Source organism: Vibrio sp. JCM 18905 (genome assembly GCF_055393305.1).
Window position 1 is genome coordinate 857,255 of sequence record NZ_AP043879.1, and the last position, 17,156, is coordinate 874,410.

15 protein-coding genes and 1 tRNA gene are annotated in these 17,156 nt (G+C 44.3%); 8 read left to right on the forward strand and 8 right to left on the reverse strand.

Annotated elements, in window-relative coordinates; all coding sequences use genetic code 11:
- Nucleotides 1–29 precede the first annotated feature (29 nt).
- On the forward strand, nucleotides 30–1,721 hold the full coding sequence (fadD, locus tag ACZ5ZC_RS12225; protein WP_005396044.1) for a long-chain-fatty-acid--CoA ligase FadD: 1,692 nt from the start codon (nucleotides 30–32) through the stop codon (nucleotides 1,719–1,721).
- Between the two features lie 79 nt (nucleotides 1,722–1,800).
- Nucleotides 1,801–2,919, forward strand: a complete 1,119-nt coding sequence (gene rnd / locus ACZ5ZC_RS12230) for a ribonuclease D (RefSeq protein WP_054867852.1) — start codon at nucleotides 1,801–1,803, stop codon at nucleotides 2,917–2,919.
- Between the two features lie 78 nt (nucleotides 2,920–2,997).
- On the opposite strand, the gene minE is transcribed toward rnd, so the two are convergent.
- The 3 genes from minE to minC are packed head-to-tail and all read right to left on the reverse strand — an operon-like array spanning nucleotide 2,998 to nucleotide 4,756.
- Nucleotides 2,998–3,261 carry a cell division topological specificity factor MinE gene (minE, locus tag ACZ5ZC_RS12235; protein WP_005396037.1) on the reverse strand — a complete coding sequence of 88 codons (264 nt, stop codon included), beginning with the start codon at nucleotides 3,259–3,261 and terminating at the stop codon, nucleotides 2,998–3,000.
- Between the two features lie 2 nt (nucleotides 3,262–3,263).
- A complete protein-coding gene (gene minD / locus ACZ5ZC_RS12240; RefSeq protein ID WP_005388331.1) occupies nucleotides 3,264–4,076 on the reverse strand; it encodes a septum site-determining protein MinD in 813 nt (270 codons plus the stop codon).
- Nucleotides 4,077–4,093: 17 nt separating this feature from the next.
- Nucleotides 4,094–4,756 carry a septum site-determining protein MinC gene (gene minC, locus ACZ5ZC_RS12245; protein ID WP_464931941.1) on the reverse strand — a complete coding sequence of 221 codons (663 nt, stop codon included), beginning with the start codon at nucleotides 4,754–4,756 and terminating at the stop codon, nucleotides 4,094–4,096.
- 197 nt (nucleotides 4,757–4,953) lie between these two features.
- Between minC and ACZ5ZC_RS12250 the strand changes: the two genes are divergently transcribed.
- The 4 genes from ACZ5ZC_RS12250 (at nucleotide 4,954) to ACZ5ZC_RS12265 (ending at nucleotide 8,748) form a co-directional block, all read left to right on the forward strand.
- Nucleotides 4,954–5,235 carry a YcgL domain-containing protein gene (locus ACZ5ZC_RS12250; protein WP_005382303.1) on the forward strand — a complete coding sequence of 94 codons (282 nt, stop codon included), beginning with the start codon at nucleotides 4,954–4,956 and terminating at the stop codon, nucleotides 5,233–5,235.
- Between the two features lie 48 nt (nucleotides 5,236–5,283).
- On the forward strand, nucleotides 5,284–6,255 hold the full coding sequence (locus ACZ5ZC_RS12255) for a lytic murein transglycosylase (protein WP_048626139.1): 972 nt from the start codon (nucleotides 5,284–5,286) through the stop codon (nucleotides 6,253–6,255).
- Nucleotides 6,256–6,346: 91 nt separating this feature from the next.
- Complete coding sequence (locus tag ACZ5ZC_RS12260) at nucleotides 6,347–7,291, forward strand: LysR family transcriptional regulator (protein ID WP_005396032.1); 945 nt, start codon at nucleotides 6,347–6,349, stop codon at nucleotides 7,289–7,291.
- Nucleotides 7,292–7,548: 257 nt separating this feature from the next.
- Nucleotides 7,549–8,748 (forward strand): NupC/NupG family nucleoside CNT transporter, encoded by a 1,200-nt coding sequence (locus ACZ5ZC_RS12265; RefSeq protein WP_464931942.1) that lies wholly within the window; start codon nucleotides 7,549–7,551, stop codon nucleotides 8,746–8,748.
- A 68-nt stretch (nucleotides 8,749–8,816) separates the two neighbouring features.
- On the opposite strand, the gene folD is transcribed toward ACZ5ZC_RS12265, so the two are convergent.
- A complete protein-coding gene (gene folD / locus ACZ5ZC_RS12270) occupies nucleotides 8,817–9,677 on the reverse strand; it encodes a bifunctional methylenetetrahydrofolate dehydrogenase/methenyltetrahydrofolate cyclohydrolase FolD (protein WP_464931943.1) in 861 nt (286 codons plus the stop codon).
- A gap of 203 nt (nucleotides 9,678–9,880) precedes the next feature.
- Between folD and ACZ5ZC_RS12275 the strand changes: the two genes are divergently transcribed.
- Both ACZ5ZC_RS12275 and ACZ5ZC_RS12280 read left to right on the forward strand, forming a co-directional pair.
- Nucleotides 9,881–9,957, forward strand: a tRNA-Arg gene (locus ACZ5ZC_RS12275).
- A gap of 488 nt (nucleotides 9,958–10,445) precedes the next feature.
- Complete coding sequence (locus tag ACZ5ZC_RS12280; protein ID WP_250154780.1) at nucleotides 10,446–10,820, forward strand: hypothetical protein; 375 nt, start codon at nucleotides 10,446–10,448, stop codon at nucleotides 10,818–10,820.
- A gap of 158 nt (nucleotides 10,821–10,978) precedes the next feature.
- Here ACZ5ZC_RS12280 and drt2 read toward each other — a convergent pair whose 3' ends face one another.
- The 4 genes from drt2 to ACZ5ZC_RS12300 all read right to left on the reverse strand — a co-directional run bounded on the left by drt2 (nucleotide 10,979) and on the right by ACZ5ZC_RS12300 (nucleotide 17,148).
- Nucleotides 10,979–12,280, reverse strand: coding sequence for an antiviral reverse transcriptase Drt2 (gene drt2, locus ACZ5ZC_RS12285; RefSeq protein WP_250154779.1), 1,302 nt, complete (start codon nucleotides 12,278–12,280; stop codon nucleotides 10,979–10,981).
- A 643-nt stretch (nucleotides 12,281–12,923) separates the two neighbouring features.
- Nucleotides 12,924–13,919 carry a hypothetical protein gene (locus ACZ5ZC_RS12290; RefSeq protein WP_054867853.1) on the reverse strand — a complete coding sequence of 332 codons (996 nt, stop codon included), beginning with the start codon at nucleotides 13,917–13,919 and terminating at the stop codon, nucleotides 12,924–12,926.
- A gap of 2 nt (nucleotides 13,920–13,921) precedes the next feature.
- Entirely contained in the window at nucleotides 13,922–15,658 is a 1,737-nt protein-coding gene (locus tag ACZ5ZC_RS12295) for a restriction endonuclease subunit S (RefSeq protein WP_182039305.1), read from the reverse strand.
- A complete protein-coding gene (locus tag ACZ5ZC_RS12300) occupies nucleotides 15,658–17,148 on the reverse strand; it encodes an N-6 DNA methylase (RefSeq protein WP_182039304.1) in 1,491 nt (496 codons plus the stop codon). Before ACZ5ZC_RS12300 ends, ACZ5ZC_RS12295 begins: the two co-directional genes overlap by 1 nt.
- Nucleotides 17,149–17,156: the final 8 nt, after the last annotated feature.

Sequence of the window (17,156 nt, forward strand, 5' to 3'; positions counted from 1 at the left end):
TTAGCCAGTTATAAACGAGGAGTAACATCGTGGATAAACCATGGCTTTCACGTTATCCAAGTGACGTACCTGAAACCATTAATCCAGAGCAATATGAGTCTTTGGTAGAAATGTTTGAGCAGTCTGTACAAAAATATGCAGACCAACCAGCATTCATGAACATGGGCTCGGTTATGACCTTCCGTAAATTGGAAGAGCGTAGTCGCGCATTCGCAGCGTATCTGCAAAACGAGTTAAAACTGCAAAAGGGTGACCGTGTTGCTCTGATGATGCCAAACCTACTGCAATACCCAGTGGCGTTGTTTGGTATTTTGCGTGCAGGTTGTATCGCCGTAAACGTTAACCCACTTTACACTCCTCGTGAACTTGAACACCAATTGAATGACTCAGGTGCGACGACGATTGTGATTGTATCTAACTTTGCGAACACGCTAGAACAAATCGTCGATAAAACACCAGTTAAACACGTGGTGTTAACCAGCCTTGGTCAAATGCTGCCACGAGCGAAAGGTACGATTGTCGATTTTGTTGTGAAGTACGTTAAGGGCATGGTGCCTAAGTACGATTTACCTGGTGCGATCTCAATGCGTCAGGCTCTACGTAAAGGTCGTCGTCTACAATACGTTAAACCGTTTATGTCTGGGGATGACATTGCATTCCTGCAATATACGGGGGGGACGACAGGCGTCGCGAAAGGTGCCATTCTGACTCACCGCAACATGATTGCGAACGTTCTACAGGCAAAAGGCGCGTACGGACCGGTTTTATCTCCGGGGCGCGAGTTAGTCGTGACAGCGTTACCGCTGTATCACGTATTTGCTCTTACCGTAAACTGTTTACTGTTTGTCGAAATGGGGGGCCGTAACCTACTTATTACCAACCCTAGAGATATTCCAGGGTTCGTGAAAGAGCTACAAAAGCATCCGTTTACTGCGATTACGGGCGTGAACACCTTATTTAATGCTTTGATCAACAACGAAGACTTCCACGAGTTGGATTTCAGTAACCTACGTTTAGCCGTTGGCGGCGGCATGGCAGTGCAGCGCTCAGTGGCAGAAAGATGGCAAAAGACCACGGGTTGCTATTTGCTCGAAGGTTACGGTCTAACAGAATGTTCTCCGTTGGTGGCGGCATATCCGCATGATCTTGTTGAATACAATGGCTCTATTGGTCTGCCGGTACCATCAACAGAAGTTCGTATCGTGGACGAAGAAGGCAACGCTCTTGCGAATACTGAAACTGGTGAACTTCAAGTTCGTGGTCCTCAGGTTATGCAAGGTTACTGGCAACGACCTGAAGCAACGAAAGATACGATTAACGAAGACGGCTGGCTATCAACCGGCGACATCGTTAAGTTCGATGACGAAGGCTTCCTGCATATCGTTGACCGTAAGAAAGACATGATCTTAGTATCAGGCTTTAATGTTTACCCGAACGAAATCGAAGACGTTGTAGCGCTACACGGCAAAGTCCTTGAAGTGGCTGCTATTGGTCAACCGCACGAAGTGTCTGGTGAATTAGTGAAGATCTACGTCGTGAAGCGCGACCCGAGCTTGACCAAAGATGAAGTTATTACGCATTGTCGTCAGCACTTAACTGGCTACAAAGTACCTAAGTTGGTTGAGTTCCGTGAAGACTTACCTAAAACCAATGTCGGTAAGATCTTGCGTCGTGTTCTGCGTGAGGAGAACGACGCTGAACTCGCGAAGAAAAGCGCATAAGCCGATTTCGTCGAGTCGAGAGATTTAAAAAATGATAGAATGCCAGCGTTTTGCTGGCATTTTTTATAGCGAGAAGTATGTGAATTATCAAATTATTACCAAAAACAAAGACCTAGAAGAAGTTTGCATTCACGCCCGAGAGGCAGATGTAGTGATGCTGGATACCGAATTCGTCCGTATTCGCACTTTCTACCCGCAGTTAGGTCTGATTCAGCTTTTCGATGGTAATCGCCTCTCGCTGATTGATCCGACCGAATTAACGGATATGACGCCGTTCGTAGCGCTATTAAAAGATACTTCCGTGTTAAAAGTGCTGCATGCCTGCGGTGAAGATTTAGAAGTTTTCCAAAATGCATTTGGTTGTACGCCGTTCCCTATGGTAGATACTCAGTTGATGGCGGCCTTTCTTGGCCACGGTCTATCAACAGGCTTTGCAACGCTGGTGGAAGAATATTTAGGTGTTGAGCTCGACAAAAGTGAGTCACGTACTGACTGGATGGCTCGTCCACTGACACAAAAGCAATTAGACTATGCTGCTGCAGACGTGCATTACTTGCTACCGTTATACGAAAAGCTTTTCGATAAGGTGACGCAAGCAGGTTGGTGGGAAGCCGTACAACAAGAAAGTGATTTGTTGGTTTCAAAACGCATTCGCGTCACTAATGAAGAGAATGCCTACCTTGATATTAAAGGTGCTTGGCAGTTAAAACCTTCTGAGCTGGCGATTTTAAAGCCTCTAGCGACGTGGCGTTACCGTGAAGCAATCAAACGAGATTTAGCGCTGAACTTTATCTTCAAAGAAGGTGACCTGTTAACAGTCGCTCGTCTTGGCTTAACTAACTTTAAGAAGATGGAAGCGGAAGATATTGATATCCGAGCGATTAACCGCCATGGCGCGAAGATTGCCGCTATTGTTAAACAAGCGAAGCAAACACCTTCTGAAGAGTATCCAGCGAAAATTGAACGCTTAATGGATTATCCAGGTTACAAACAAGTCTTCAAAAATATGAAAGACATAGTGAAATCGGCGTCGCAGAAGTCTGGCTTAGCGACGGAGTTCCTTGCTTCTAAAAAGCAGATTAATCAGCTGATCAGTTGGGTGTGGAAAAAAGATCGCGATCCAGAAGTGTTGCCTGACTTGATGCAGGGATGGCGTTTGGATCTGCTCGGCGACAAGATGAACAAAGCATTAAAGTAATAAAAGATTAAAAGGTTGGCCTCGGTGCCAACCTTTTTCATTCTAATCTGAGCATTCAATCTCGTGAGGAAAAGTGGTTTATTTCTCGTCGTCTGGTAGCTTCACATTGAGCTCAAGAACTGAGATATCGTCGTCTTTGTGCTCAAATGTTAAGTCAACCATATTTGGATCAATTGCCACGTACTTACTGATCACCTTCAAGATGTCCTCTTTCAATTGAGGCAAGTAAGAAGGCGCAGGATCATTTTGGCTGCGGCGCTCAGCAACAATGATTTGCAAACGCTCTTTAGCTAGATTCGCAGAAGTTTTCTTCTGTGGGCGGAAAAATTCTAATAATGACATGTCTAGCCTCCAAAGAGTCGTTTAAAGAGTCCTTTCTTCTCCTCAGTAAGGAAACGAAATTCAACCTGATTGCCTAATAAGCGATCAACGGTGTCAGAATAAGCCATGCCCGCATCGGTGTTATCGTCAAAAGTAACCGGTACACCTTTGTTTGACGCGTTAAGCACGGCTTGGCTTTCTGGAATCACGCCCAGTAGTGGAATATGTAAGATCTCCTCTACGTCCTCAACGCTTAGCATTTCGCCTTGAGTGACGCGAGATGGGTTGTAGCGAGTCAGTAGCAGGTGCTGTTTTACTGGCTCTAGCCCTTGTTCTGCGCGCAGGGACTTAGAATCTAAAATACCGAGAATGCGGTCAGAGTCACGCACAGAAGAGACTTCTGGATTCGTTGTGACAATGGCTTCATCGGCGTAGTACAAGGCCATCAATGCGCCTTGTTCGATACCTGCTGGTGAATCACAAATAATGAAATCAAAGCCCATTTCATCAAGTTCGCCGAATACGCGCTGAACACCATCTTTTGTCAGTGCGTCTTTATCACGAGTTTGAGAAGCAGGAAGAATGAATAGGTTGTCCGTGCGCTTATCTTTGATCAGCGCTTGGTTTAATGTCGCTTCGCCGTTAATGACGTTTACAAAGTCATACACGACACGGCGCTCACAGCCCATGATTAGGTCGAGGTTACGCAAACCGATATCAAAATCGATCACCGCGGTCTTTTTTCCCTTCAGAGCTAGACCAGAGGCGATGGCTGCGCTTGAAGTGGTTTTACCAACGCCACCTTTACCAGACGTTACTACAATAATGCGTGCCATTTTTTTTCCTTTTTAGATTAAATCGCGAGAACTTCTAAATGTAATGACTCATCGGCTTTACTGATCATTACTTTCTTTTGCCAGTACTCGCTTTCAATTTGATCGCTTAACCAGTAGTCACCCGCAATGGATACCAGTTCTGCTTGTAAATCGTGGCAAATAATACGCGCTTCCTGCTGACCACTTGCGCCTGCAATCGCACGGCCTCGAAGTGTGCCATGGATATGAATAGAGCCGTCAGCGATGACTTCAGCACCAGCACTTACGTGCGCTAACACTACCAAATCACCACCTTTCGCGTAGATCTGTTGTCCTGATCGAACAGGCGTGCGAACTACTTTCGTTGGTGCCATTTTGGCTGGCGCCTGGCTTGGTGATTTGCTTGCCGACATAATGGCGAAGCCAGCTTCGGAAGCAAGATTTTGTACACGCTTGTCTTTACAGCCCGTTACACCGACCGGAATAAAACCAGCATCTGAGATGCCTTGTTTAAGCTTAGGGAAATCAATGTCGCCTTGTACTTTTGCTATATTGATTACCAAAGGCGCGGATGCAAAAAAAGAAGGTGCTTGAGAAACTTTTTCTTGCAAAAATTCGACAGTCTTTGCGATCTCATTGTCAGAAAGGTGTAAAACTGACAATGTAAAACTGCTACCTTTAAGGTCTGGTGAATGGGTCATCGTGGACTTCTTGCCTTTATTGAAAGAGCGTTGCCTTAAACTAGGTCTGTCATGTTATATTTCATCCTTTGACGCAGCAAGTTCTCTCGTGGGCAAATAGGTGAATTAATCTCAAATTTGCTATTAAGTTTGCGAGAATTTGACGTTTTCAACCTAATCCGCACTCAACGCGGCTAAATCAGCATAAAAGGCGTGTCATGCTTTGTTCTATTTATAAAAGCTCGAAAAAAGAAGGTACTTATCTCTATATTCCGAAAAAGGATGATTTTTCACAGGTTCCTGACACCTTAATGCAGATGTTCGGTAAGCCTATCGCTGTTATGACGATTAAACTTGATGGCCGTAAATTGGCACAAGTTGATATCGAAAAAGTGAAGGCTTCATTGCAAAATGATGGCTTCTTTTTGCAGGTTCCGCCTCCGCCGGAGAACCTACTAGAAAAGTACAAAGAACAAAAAGCCCAGCAGAAAGGCGAATAACGTCATCGTTTTTCATCTGGGATTTCTGCCTTGCTCAAGGAGGGCAATATGAAAAAAATACTGGCTACCATGCTTAGCGTTGGTGTGTGTACCTCGGCTTTTGCAAGTAGCGAGGGTTTCGATGAATACTTGAATAAGCTGCGTGCTGAAGCGCGTGATAAAGGTATCTCAGAGCAGGTCATTAGTGCTGCTTTTGCGAATGTTGAGTACAAGCCTCGAGCAGTAAAAGCGGACCGAAACCAGCCAGAGAAGAAACTGACGTTGGATGAATACATTCCTCGCGCGGTGCCTGAATGGAAGGTGAAGCAAGCAAGACAACTCTATAAAGAGCATTACACCGAGCTAAAGCGTATAGGCGATGAGTACGGTGTGCAGCCTCGCTTTATCGTGGCGCTGTGGGGTGTAGAAAGTAACTTTGGTAAATTTACGGGTAACTTCAAAGTGATTGACGCGTTGTCGACAATGGCATTTGAAGGTCGTCGTGAAGAGTTTTTCCGTAAAGAGACCATGTCGGCATTGCAGATCCTCGATCAAGGCCATATCGAGCTAGATAATTTTAAAGGTTCTTGGGCTGGTGCGATGGGACAGTGTCAATTTATGCCAAGCTCTTTCCTACGTTTTGCCGCTGACGGCAACGGGGATGGTAAAAAAGACATTTGGCAATCTGAAGCCGACGTATTTGCATCAACCGCTAACTATTTGAGCAAGTCCGGCTGGGATGACAAATACACTTGGGGTCGCCAAGTGAAAGTTCCTAAAGGCATTGATCGCAGCTTAGAAGGGCGCACGGCTGAAAAAGGTAAATACCTTCAGGAGTGGAGCAAACTTGGCATCACAAAATACGACGGTAGTCCGTTGCCAAAACTGGATGAAGACATCAAAGCATGGTTGATCATGCCGGACGACGAAAATGGTCGTACGTATCTGGTTTACAATAACTACAACGTACTGATGAAGTGGAACCGCTCTTACTACTTCGCACTCGCCGTGAGTCACTTGGCTGACCGAATTAAATACTGAGCTGTTATCAAATAATCACTTGGCATCCAGTATTCAATATGAGGGCTCTTCGGAGTCCTTTGTTTTTCCTATAATCAAATCGAGGTAAAGCGTGTTATCTGAACGTGCTGCACAAATGGTGATCTTCTCCGCTCTTCTTAAACATAAAAGTTTCACGGCTGCTGCAAAGAGCTTAGGCGTGTCGGTGTCTCATGTGAGTAAGCAGTTGAGCCAGCTAGAAGCGTCTCTTGGTATCAAGCTTGTTCAACGCACTACGCGAAGCTTTACGCCGACTGAGGCAGGAAAAACCTTTTTTCATCACTGTGAGCAAGTAGTACAAGCGGTGAGCAGTGCTACATTAGAGATGGAAACCCAGCGGGATGAAGTGGCAGGCTTAGTGCGTCTTGGTTTGTCGCAATCATTCGGTACCTTGCACATTATCCCAGCGATTCAAGAGTTACGCGAACTGTATCCTCAACTTCAAGTGGAGGTGCATTTGTTTGACTATAAAGTCGATATGTTAGCCGAAGGGCTCGATTTATGGGTGACTAACAACGAGCATTTGCCTGAAGGCTACATTGCGCAGCGTTTGACGGATTGCCAGTTTGTTGTAGCGGCATCACCAGATTACTTATTGAAGCATGATACGCCAACAGAGCCGGATGACTTGTCTTCTCACAACTGTCTTATATACAGAAGCTGGGAGCGTGACTATACGGGGTGGGCATTTACTAAAGATCAGCAGGAGTTGAACGTAAAAGTTTCGGGCAACTATTCAGTGGATCTGGCAGAAGCCGTTCGGGATGCCGCTATTGCGGGTTGGGGCATTGCCTACCTTGCCACTTACTTACTGGGTGATGAGTTTAGAACGGGTAAGTTAATACAGTTGTTACCGGACTGGAAAGCAAGCCAGTCGATGCCGTTTTATGCGGTGTATCCAAGCCGCCAACATATGCCCAAAAAAATATCCGCAGTGATTAACTTCATCAAACAGAAGATCGGTAACCCGTGTCATTGGGATCAACGTCTAGCGCCTTACATATCTATTCCTAAATAACAGGATCAATGACGTTATTGAACGGCACATAAGGTGATTCAATTCACAAAAATTTTTCCAGAACTAGAAACATCTTTTCCATATAGAAACAATAAAAATAAGCAAACGTTTATATTTATATAATTCAATGCCTTATAATTAAGGTCAATTATTGTGCGCTTAAACTTTTCACACTGTTAACATCCTCAACTTGCAGCATTTTGAGTCCGCTATACAATCCGGTGCCTTCCATATCCCCCTTCTGTCGGATTCATTTTATGAACTCAATTATTGGTATCGTAGCCATACTATTCGTAGCATGGCTACTTTCTACAAATAGAAAAAATATAAAGCTGAGAACAGTGACGTTTGCGTTTGCTTTACAGGTGCTGTTTGCATTGTTGGTTTTATATGTACCAGCAGGACGAGATGCGCTGAATTCAGTAAGCAGCGTCGTGTCGAATTTGATCAACTACGGTCAAGAAGGCATCGCGTTTTTATTCGGTAATTTGGCGACAGGGGGCTTCACCTTTGCGATCAATGTACTGGGTATCATCGTTTTCTTCTCCTCTCTTATCTCCGGTCTTTATCACATTGGTGTGATGCCAAAAGTTATCAACTTCATTGGTGGTGGTATTCAAAAGCTTCTTGGCATTGGTCGTGCTGAGTCTTTGTCTGCTACGGCGAATATCTTTGTTGGCACCATTGAAGCACCATTGATGGTGAAGCCTTACCTAAAACACATGACTGACTCGCAGTTTTTTGCAGTTATGACAGGTGGTTTGGCATCAGTTGCTGGTGGAACGTTGGTCGGTTACGCATCACTGGGCGTCGACCTTAACTATCTTATTGCTGCCGCATTTATGTCGGCACCTGCGGGCTTGCTGATGGCAAAAATTTTAATGCCAGACGATACGGATAAAGCAGCAGATATCGACATTAGCCAAGTTGAAATTCCACGTGCAACCAACGTAGTAGAAGCATTAGCCGATGGTGCAATGGCGGGTGTACGCATTGCTGTATCGGTAGGTGGTACGCTATTGGCGTTCATCAGTGTCATTGCAATGTTAAACGGCATGCTAGGTTGGATTGGTGACCTTGTTGGGACGCCACTAAGCTTCGAGTTGATCCTAGGGTATGTATTCGCACCTGTCGCTTGGTTATTAGGTGTACCATGGCAAGAAGCAACCACAGCAGGCTCGCTGATTGGTAACAAGATTGTGGTGAATGAGTTCGTCGCTTTCATCCAGCTTGCAGAAGTGAAGTCTCAACTTAGTGAACACTCACAAGCAATCGTGACGTTTGCTTTGTGTGGCTTTGCAAACATCTCAAGCATGGCGATGCTGATTGGTGGGTTGGGCTCATTGGTACCAGAAAAGCGTGCATTTGTTTCTAAGCATGGCTTCCGTGCGATTATCGCTGGTGTCATGGCGAACTTAATGAGCGCTTCTATTGCGGGCGTGATTTTAAGTCTGTAATTGAAATAGATATCAACAATTAGCAAAAAGGCTCCTTGCGGAGCCTTTTTCGTATCTGAAGTTTTACGTTATTTGTCTGTGTGGAACTGTTCGCAAGCGAGCATCGTGTTCTCGATTAAACTTGCAACGGTCATTGGGCCAACACCACCAGGGACAGGAGTAATAAAGCTCGCACTTTCACGTGCTTTATCGTATTCCACGTCGCCAACTAGCTTGCCTGAATCAAGACGGTTAATGCCGACATCGATAACCACTGCACCTTTCTTAATCCACTCTCCAGGGATGAAGTTTGGCTTACCAACCGCAACCACGACAACGTCAGCTTGACGTACATGACTCTCTAGGTCTTTGGTAAAACGGTGACATGTTGTTGTCGTGCAGCCCGCAAGCAGCAGCTCAAGTGTCATTGGACGACCAACAATGTTTGATGCACCGACCACAACAGCATGTTTACCACGTAGCTCAATGTTGTAACGGTCGAGTAGGGTAATGATGCCCTTTGGCGTGCAAGAGCGAAGCTTTGGAATACGTTGCGCAAGACGACCAACGTTGTAAGGGTGGAAGCCATCCACGTCTTTCTCTGGGTGAATGCGCTCTAAAACATGTGTTGTGTCGATGCCCGCAGGAAGGGGTAATTGCACTAGAATGCCGTCAATTTCATCATCGTTGTTTAATTCATCAATCAGCGCTAGTAACTCTTCTTCTGAGCTAGACGCAGGAAGGTCAAAAGACTTAGAAACAAACCCAACTTCTTCACATGCGCGGCGTTTGCTACCGACATAAACCTGAGAAGCAGGATCTTCACCAACTAGAACCACTGCTAAACCAGGGGCACGTAGCCCCGCTTTAACACGCGCTTTAACACGTGCTGCCACTTCGGATCGAACAGTTTGGGAAATGAGAGTTCCGTCTATATTTTGAGCAGTCATGACTTTCCTTATAAATTAAGAAGGCAAATTATCTGCGGCGCATTGTCGCAGAATTTCTTATTAACATCCATACGCAAACGTTTGCTTTGTGGTGTTTTTGAACATTAAGCGTTTTGATGGACTTTTTTTAGGCATTCAGATCAGAATGTTATGAAAACCCGTTGATTTACCCGTTTGAACTCGTATAATCCTTTCCCTGTAGCGCGCCCTTAGCTCAGCTGGATAGAGCACGTCCCTTCTAAGGATGTGGTCATAGGTTCGAATCCTATAGGGCGTGCCATTTATTTCGGGGCGTAGCAGGTTAGTACTTGCTACGCCCTTTTTCGTTTCTGCTATTTTTAGTCAAGTAACTAGTCAAGTAAGCGTGAAGCTTAATGTAATCATCTGTAATGAATACATAAGTTCACTTATTTCTCGCGGTCAGGTATTTGAGACTCAACATGCAAATCAGCCCCTTTGTGGGGCTGATTGATCTATTTAATTAGAGTTTTTCCTATAAAACACAACCATCTCACTGATTGAATTAAATTGGCTACCAATCTCTTTCCAAACACACACTTCACAAAAAAGCCCTCGTCCATATCTTGCTGTTTTCTCACCACTGTAGTGGCGTGATATTTATCCGTTGTTACGCGAAGACTCCAATCCAATCGTCAAAGAATTACGAGATGGGTTTAAGAGCATAGGGGGTGTTCCCGCTCACCCCATGATTGGCGATCTAACACGCAATGCGCCTAGAGCACAGAGAGAGAACTTCTCTAAATTTGGATGCTAACGACAACTGAGGCTATTCTGCAAGGTTGGAAAGTAGCAATTGGAGATATGGTAGAGCGATACTTTTACCATGAATCAGCAGAGTTTGCTCGAGAAGTGTTTGTAAGCTCAATAAACCCTACCAGATTTCTGATTCGTTACACAACGCAAATATCTCAACGTGAGGCTCGATTAAGTGTACTCCATGCTGTTAAAAATGAAGCTCAAGCACTGGTAGTGGTAACGCAAAAAACGGTGTCACGAGCGAGTGGACTGGTCACTGAAACTCCCATGAACAATGTTCTACCAGATCAACTAAAAACAGTGGAACAGATAGAGTCTAAGCTCAAAGCGTATGTGTCGCCTTATCTTTCGCTAGCTTTTAAGTAACACCTGTTTTGATGTGGATAACCATCTTGAGAGTGAGCAGCTCTTTACTCGGAACAGTGTTCTTATCCGAACCCTAAAATAGTAAAGATTTGTCTTTTGATTAATCAATAAAAAACCGAAGCATAAGAACCATGTTCTAATTACTGGTATCCGTATCGTTATTTGCTTATTTCGTCTTGAAGCCGTTGCCATAGAGGCTTCAATTGTCTTTTGATACTTTTTGAGTTCATAATCTTGGCTGCTCGGTAGCCGTATGAGAGGAAGTTTCTTCTGCCTCTATAAGAATACAGGCGATGGAGCTTTCTCTTGTATAGCTGATCTTGTTCTGGTTCGCCTTTACTTTTACGTATTCTGTTCTCTTTCTCCATCGTTTTCTTCGCCAATTTAACACCACCTTTCATTTTTTCTGAGTAGCGAGCGAGAGCAGTAGAACGAAGAAATATAGAATGTCCGTCGAACAAGAAACCTAGATATTGAAGCGGCTTCTGTTTTCCAAATTCGTCAAATGAGCAAAGTTGTCCATTATGGAATTTAAAATCTCTGATTTCTGTTTTATCGCTGTTTATCTGCACCTTTAGTGCTGCAATTTTACTATTAGCCAGCTTCTCAATAGTACCTCGGTACTCTGATGGAACAATAAACAGCATATCGTCGCAATATCTAAAGTACTTTCCTCCGATAGAATCAACATAATTCTTCATGTGTTCATCAAATGAGAACATGTAAATGTTAGAAAGTAATGCGCTGATTGGAGAGCCTTGAGGAATACCCATAGCACCATTTGGATTTGGTTTGATCAAACCAGAACCACGAACTTTTTCTCTGAATTCAGTTGGGTTACAGACACGATTTCTTCCATTAGCCTTTGGGTTGTACTGAGATATCTCAAACACTTTGAAAAGCTCGTCTCGATCGACAGTCGAAAACTTGGTTAGTGATCGAAAAACGTTATAGTGATCTTTTGGTAGGCTGTTGACCTGAAGAAGCTTGCTCCATTCCTCTTTAAGGATTTTATGATCAAGAGTGTCAAAAAATTTTGAAAAATCTAGTGCTATAACCGAGCACTCTCCATTTTCACGTATGTAGTTAAACGCATCGTCAGCAAAATGAATATTACTTTTACCATCAAGTTTTCTGAACGCTAATACAGACTCATGCAACCCAAACTTTTCAACTTTATGTTCATATAGGCTTGATAGCTGGCTAGCGTAGTAAGCATAAATATGACTATCTATATGAGAAGAGTAGGCTACACCTCTTGGTTTGGGTTTACGGTAGAGCTTGCCTGTAGAGCGGTCTCTGTCGAGTTTGGTGAGCTGGAAACTGTAGGAGATAAAAGGGAAAAATGCGTGTCTGGCAACAGATGTTGCACTCGTTACGATCTTTTCTGCTTTGGTTCCAGATACAGGTACATCAAAGTGAAGGTAATTTCGTTTTGTATACCAGAGTGGAACGGACATCTTTTTCATACTTTGAGCGCACAAGTTCTAGCAAAACCCAAGAGGAGTGGACATGCGGCCTTTCCGAATATCCTCTTGGGCTTTAACTAACTGGCCTAACCAATCATCTGGCCCCGAAAGGCACTCGCCGCGATCTATTAGAAATGATGTATAATGTAATCTGCGATGGAGACTATACGATGTTAATCTTACGCTTCATGACGATGTGTTTATCTTGGCTCTGCAAGGATAAATACATTGACAATCTGTCACAGCCCTCCACGCCTTTCGCGTGAAGCTCTAACAGCATATTGATTTTTATATATGCAATCAAGTCTTTCTAGGTGTCTTATTCCCAATCACTTGCTGCTTTATTTTGTAATTTGAGTTGGCAGTGTGGTTAGACTTTGTCAGTAGCTTTTGCTTGAAAATGAGCTTGAAATTTCCTATCCACTCTAATTTTCATAACAGAGAACAATGTTCTCTGAGAGTCGCGAGTGTTATAAAAGGGGATTGGTGAGCTGGCTATTGATACTGCGAGAACATTGTTCTCGCTCAAATCATCAAAACCTAAAGATTGAGTATTTGATTAACAAATAAAAAATGCTTCGAGGAAAACGATGTTCTACTCAATACTTGTTACTTGCGACTTTGGATAGCCGAATCAGTCTGCTTTTTCTACAACCATGCCACTTTGCTCTGCAAAGTGAATCAATCGAGTGATATTGCTGAGGCTCCACTGGTTGGTGATGGCTATCACCTCGTCGTTAGGCAGCGTAATCAGCGCGTCCTCATCGCTGTGGAAACGGCGAATTCTACCTTGAGGTATATCATCCGCTAGGATGGCGATGCGTCGTCTTACTGGCTCGTTAAATGCTTTGAGTACCTCATTCAAGCTTTGTGGCTGATGCTTCTCTATCCAGTCCGTGACTAACGCTAGCGCGAGGTGACGCTTTTTATAGGTATGACCGTTATAGCAGTACTCCGAGTAATCTTTTTCGCCTTTTTGAACGCTTGTGCGCTGCTCGGCACGCTTCTCGCGGAACTTTACCTGGTACTCTTCTACCTCGGGTACAGGGATGATCTGTTCGGCATTGATCAGTACATCTTCTTTGTAGCGATAGGGCGTGAGGCGCACACAACTGATATCGATGCCTTTGTCACGCAGCCACAATACAGAAGTTGTGAGTTCTTTACCGAAGTCTGCTGAGGCTAGAACGATTCGAACATCGTTACCAAAGTCATCCAGGCTGTTTTCATCAAGATCGACAAACTCAAGAATGGCTTCGCGGGCCTCAACCTCTAGACCTTCTTTCTTCAGGTACTGGGCATAATAGTCACATGCTTTATCGAACGTCATGGTAGAGATCATTGCTGCATAGCGTAGCGCTTGAAGTTCCATATGCGCACCGATTTCATCCCGCTTAAGCTCGATGACGACTAAGTTGGCGTTTTTATCGATGGCTAACAGGTCAATGCGGCGACGGCTGTCTTCCCAATCAGAAAACTCTTCTGATATCACCAAACAATCAGGCGCGATGGCATCAATACAGCCTTTCAGCGCTTCTTGTAAATCGTGCCGCTCTTGCAGCCCTTCGGCTGCAAAAGTGGTCGGTGTCAATGCGGTGAGGTTTTTATTAGCGATATTGTAAAGGCTCATGGTTATACTACTTGCTCGACAATAGTATCGGTGAGGTGTAGTTGAGTAACCCTCGAATCATTTAGGTGAGATTTAAGCTGATCACAGATAACCAATAGTTGGGAAACCTTAGAAACAATTCTTTCCTGCTCACTTAATGGCGGAATAACACCCACCAAGTTACTAATTGCACCTAAGAACAAATTTGCTTGAGCTGATTGTTTCGAACGATTTTTCATCTGAAATTGTAAATAGGGACTACGTAGCATTAGAGCCAAATATTCTTTAATTAAGTTAGTATTGCAAGGGCGAATCATTGCAGCACTTCTGACCATTGAGTAAGCATTATCTCGGTCAACTAAAGCAACTCGTCCAACACTACCTGAACACGAAATTAGAATATCTCCAAGGTTGGGATCGCACCTGTTTCTTATCCTTGCAAATTCATAATCAGGAACATAATCAACATCACCTAAAATAATACCTTCGTTAGTCACATTTCTTGCAGACAACAAGTAGTGTCCAGTTTCAGCCCTCTTTGGAGTGGAATGCTCTCCATCGGTGATTTTAAAACAGAGATCTTGAAGCTTGCTCCACTCCCACCCACTAGGAAGTTCAAACGGCTTTTCATCTTCACTAATCGGCGGCAGCGCTTTTTGCTTTTTGATTTTCTTCTCTTTGACTAACTGTGCTTTTTCTTCCGCTATTCTTTTCAGTAACTCATCAGCAGGTTCATCACTTGGATCTTGTGGAACCAACTTACCCATCACCGCCAGTTGTAGAATGGTTTGCTTGAGCTGGTCGATGCTTTCTTCAGTAGTGAATAAGGTATCGAAATGCTCACTGATTCGCGACCAGTTTTGCATTAACTCGTCAGCATCGGCAGAGTTGGTGAGTGTGTCCAACAGAGTTGTTACCAGCACTTGATGCGCTTCGATACTGGCTTCGGTTTGTTGCTCTAACTGATCACAGAGCGTCATTAGCTCATCGACTTTGGCGACGATGCGGTGTTGCTCATTCAAAGGGGCTAATGGAAACAAAGCTGCTCTAGCTTTGTCAGTACCCATTCGAGGTAAATTCATTCCATGTGTAGACGTATTTGCATACTCAATAAAATAGGGAGTCTTTAATACCAGTCGAATGAACTCTGGCATTAGGCCGATGTAACCCCTGATTGGTATCATTTCTGTAGTACATGCACCGTCTTCATCAGCTACCAAAACTTTATCAAGGTAGGGACGAAGTTTGCCGTAAATAACGTCATTTTTCTGAAACGAGTTTTTTGTACTTTTGAATACTCGCTCTTCAAACCTTACTTTTTTCAGTAGCCTAGACGTATATTTCTCAACATCCTCTAATTCCAATACCCAAGTGCTAGGAGAGGCATCTTTTGGTTCCAGCTTGTCACAAACACCATAGTTAGTAAGGAAGCCAAGTTGACTCCAGCCCCAATTATTAGGTATTTGGAAAGGCTTACTATCATTGATAGGAGGCAAGGCCTTGGGTTTCTTAATCTTCTTCTCTTTCACCAACTGCGCTTTTTCAGCAGCAATACGCTCAAGCAACAATGAAGCTGGCTCATCATTAGGATCTTGAGGAACAAGCTTGCCTCGAACTGCTAACTCCAGAATTAGCTCACGCAGCTTTTTAACCCCATATAGCTCTAGCTTCTTATTGCTACCTCGACCAGAGGCCGATTTGGTCTTTACTGCGGAAGTCCAAATATCAATATGCTCGGTAATCAGGTTTTCTACAGCCATTATTGTGCTCCACCTTGCTTTTTACCTTGAATGGTAGAGCTAAGTGCATCGCCGAGAATGCCTTTCAGTTGGTCACGCAGTGCTTTGATGTCTTGTTGCTGTTGTTGATAGTTCGCCAGCAACTCTTCAGGGTCATGGCTGACGACTTCGTCTTGATACGGGTTTTTAATATCAAGGTTAAAATTGCGCTCGATAATATCCTCAATCGACACTTTCCAAGCTTGCTTGGTCTCGATGCGGCTAGCGAATCCATCGGCCTCGTTACCCCACCAATCGATCTCTTGCTGGAACTCCTCAAACTTCATCGGTTTGGTTTTGCTGTAGTTCTTCACGCCTTCTGGGTAAGGGTGCTCATAGAACCACACTTCTTTGGTCGGCTGGCCTTTAGTAAAGAACAGAATGTTGGTCTTAATGCCCGTGTATGGGTTGAACACGCCATTAGGTAAGCGAACAATCGTGTGCAGGTTACACTCTTCCGTCAGCATCTTTTTGATTTTGGTTTTTACGCCTTCACCAAACAAGGTGCCATCAGGCAACACCACACCAGCGCGACCATCTTTATCCAATACTTCGACAATAAGCTGTAAGAATAGATCGGCGGTTTCGCGGGTTTGCATTTCGGCAGGGAAGTTCTTTTCAATCCCGTCTTCTTCTGTGCCGCCAAACGGTGGGTTAGTCGCAATCACATTGATATTGCTATCCCAGTTTGAAAGAGGTTTGTTAAGCGTGTTGCCGTGCTTTATCTGTACAGGGACTTCGATGCCGTGGAGCATCATATTGGTGATACACAGCAAATGTGGCAGTTGTTTCTTCTCTACACCATGGATTTGTTTTTGCAGTGTTTGGTGGTCGGCTGCGCTGGTCACGTAGTTCTCTTTGACGTGATCGAACGAGCAAGCCAGGAATCCACCCGTGCCGCAGGCGGGATCCATAATTTGCTCGCCTAGCTTTGGATCCAGTCTGTTGACGATAAAGCGAGTCACCGCGCGAGGGGTGTAGAACTCACCCGCATTACCTGCACTTTGTAGGTCGCGTAGGATCTGTTCATAGATGTCACCAAACAGGTGACGTTCTTTAGAGTCAGTAAAGTCGATTTCGTTGAGCTTGTTAATCACCTGACGAAGCAGTGTGCCATTTTTCATGTAGTTGAAAGCATCACTAAAGGCTTCTTTCACCACGAAACCGCGTGGGTTGGTGTCTTTCGGTGCGGTTAGGTTTTTTAACGTCGGGAATAGGTCATCATTGATGAATTCCAGCAGCTCATCACCCGTAATGCCTTGATTATCTGCCGCCCAGTTACGCCATAAGTACTTGGCTGGGATGGGTTCGCGGTAATCATCTAACTCGAACTCTAGCTCTTCTTCTTGAGCATCAAACACTTTAAGGAATAAAAGCCACGACATTTGGCCTAGACGCTGCGCGTCACCATCAACACCCGCATCTTTACGCATGATGTCTTGAATAGACTTGATAACTGAACTGATTGACATGGAGTTCT

Excerpts from the sequence above, each read along its gene's own strand:
- minE (WP_005396037.1), bottom strand. The coding sequence starts at position 3,261 with ATGTCATTATTAGAATTTTTCCGCCCACAGAAGAAAACTTCTGCGAAT.
- minD (WP_005388331.1), bottom strand. The coding sequence starts at position 4,076 with ATGGCACGCATTATTGTAGTAACGTCTGGTAAAGGTGGCGTTGGTAAA.
- minC (WP_464931941.1), bottom strand. The coding sequence starts at position 4,756 with ATGACCCATTCACCAGACCTTAAAGGTAGCAGTTTTACATTGTCAGTT.
- ACZ5ZC_RS12250 (WP_005382303.1), top strand. The coding sequence starts at position 4,954 with ATGCTTTGTTCTATTTATAAAAGCTCGAAAAAAGAAGGTACTTATCTC.
- ACZ5ZC_RS12255 (WP_048626139.1), top strand. The coding sequence starts at position 5,284 with ATGAAAAAAATACTGGCTACCATGCTTAGCGTTGGTGTGTGTACCTCG.
- ACZ5ZC_RS12265 (WP_464931942.1), top strand. The coding sequence starts at position 7,549 with ATGAACTCAATTATTGGTATCGTAGCCATACTATTCGTAGCATGGCTA.
- folD (WP_464931943.1), bottom strand. The coding sequence starts at position 9,677 with ATGACTGCTCAAAATATAGACGGAACTCTCATTTCCCAAACTGTTCGA.
- ACZ5ZC_RS12280 (WP_250154780.1), top strand. The coding sequence starts at position 10,446 with ATGCTAACGACAACTGAGGCTATTCTGCAAGGTTGGAAAGTAGCAATT.
- drt2 (WP_250154779.1), bottom strand. The coding sequence starts at position 12,280 with ATGTCCGTTCCACTCTGGTATACAAAACGAAATTACCTTCACTTTGAT.
- ACZ5ZC_RS12290 (WP_054867853.1), bottom strand. The coding sequence starts at position 13,919 with ATGAGCCTTTACAATATCGCTAATAAAAACCTCACCGCATTGACACCG.
- ACZ5ZC_RS12295 (WP_182039305.1), bottom strand. The coding sequence starts at position 15,658 with ATGGCTGTAGAAAACCTGATTACCGAGCATATTGATATTTGGACTTCC.
- ACZ5ZC_RS12300 (WP_182039304.1), bottom strand. The coding sequence starts at position 17,148 with ATGTCAATCAGTTCAGTTATCAAGTCTATTCAAGACATCATGCGTAAA.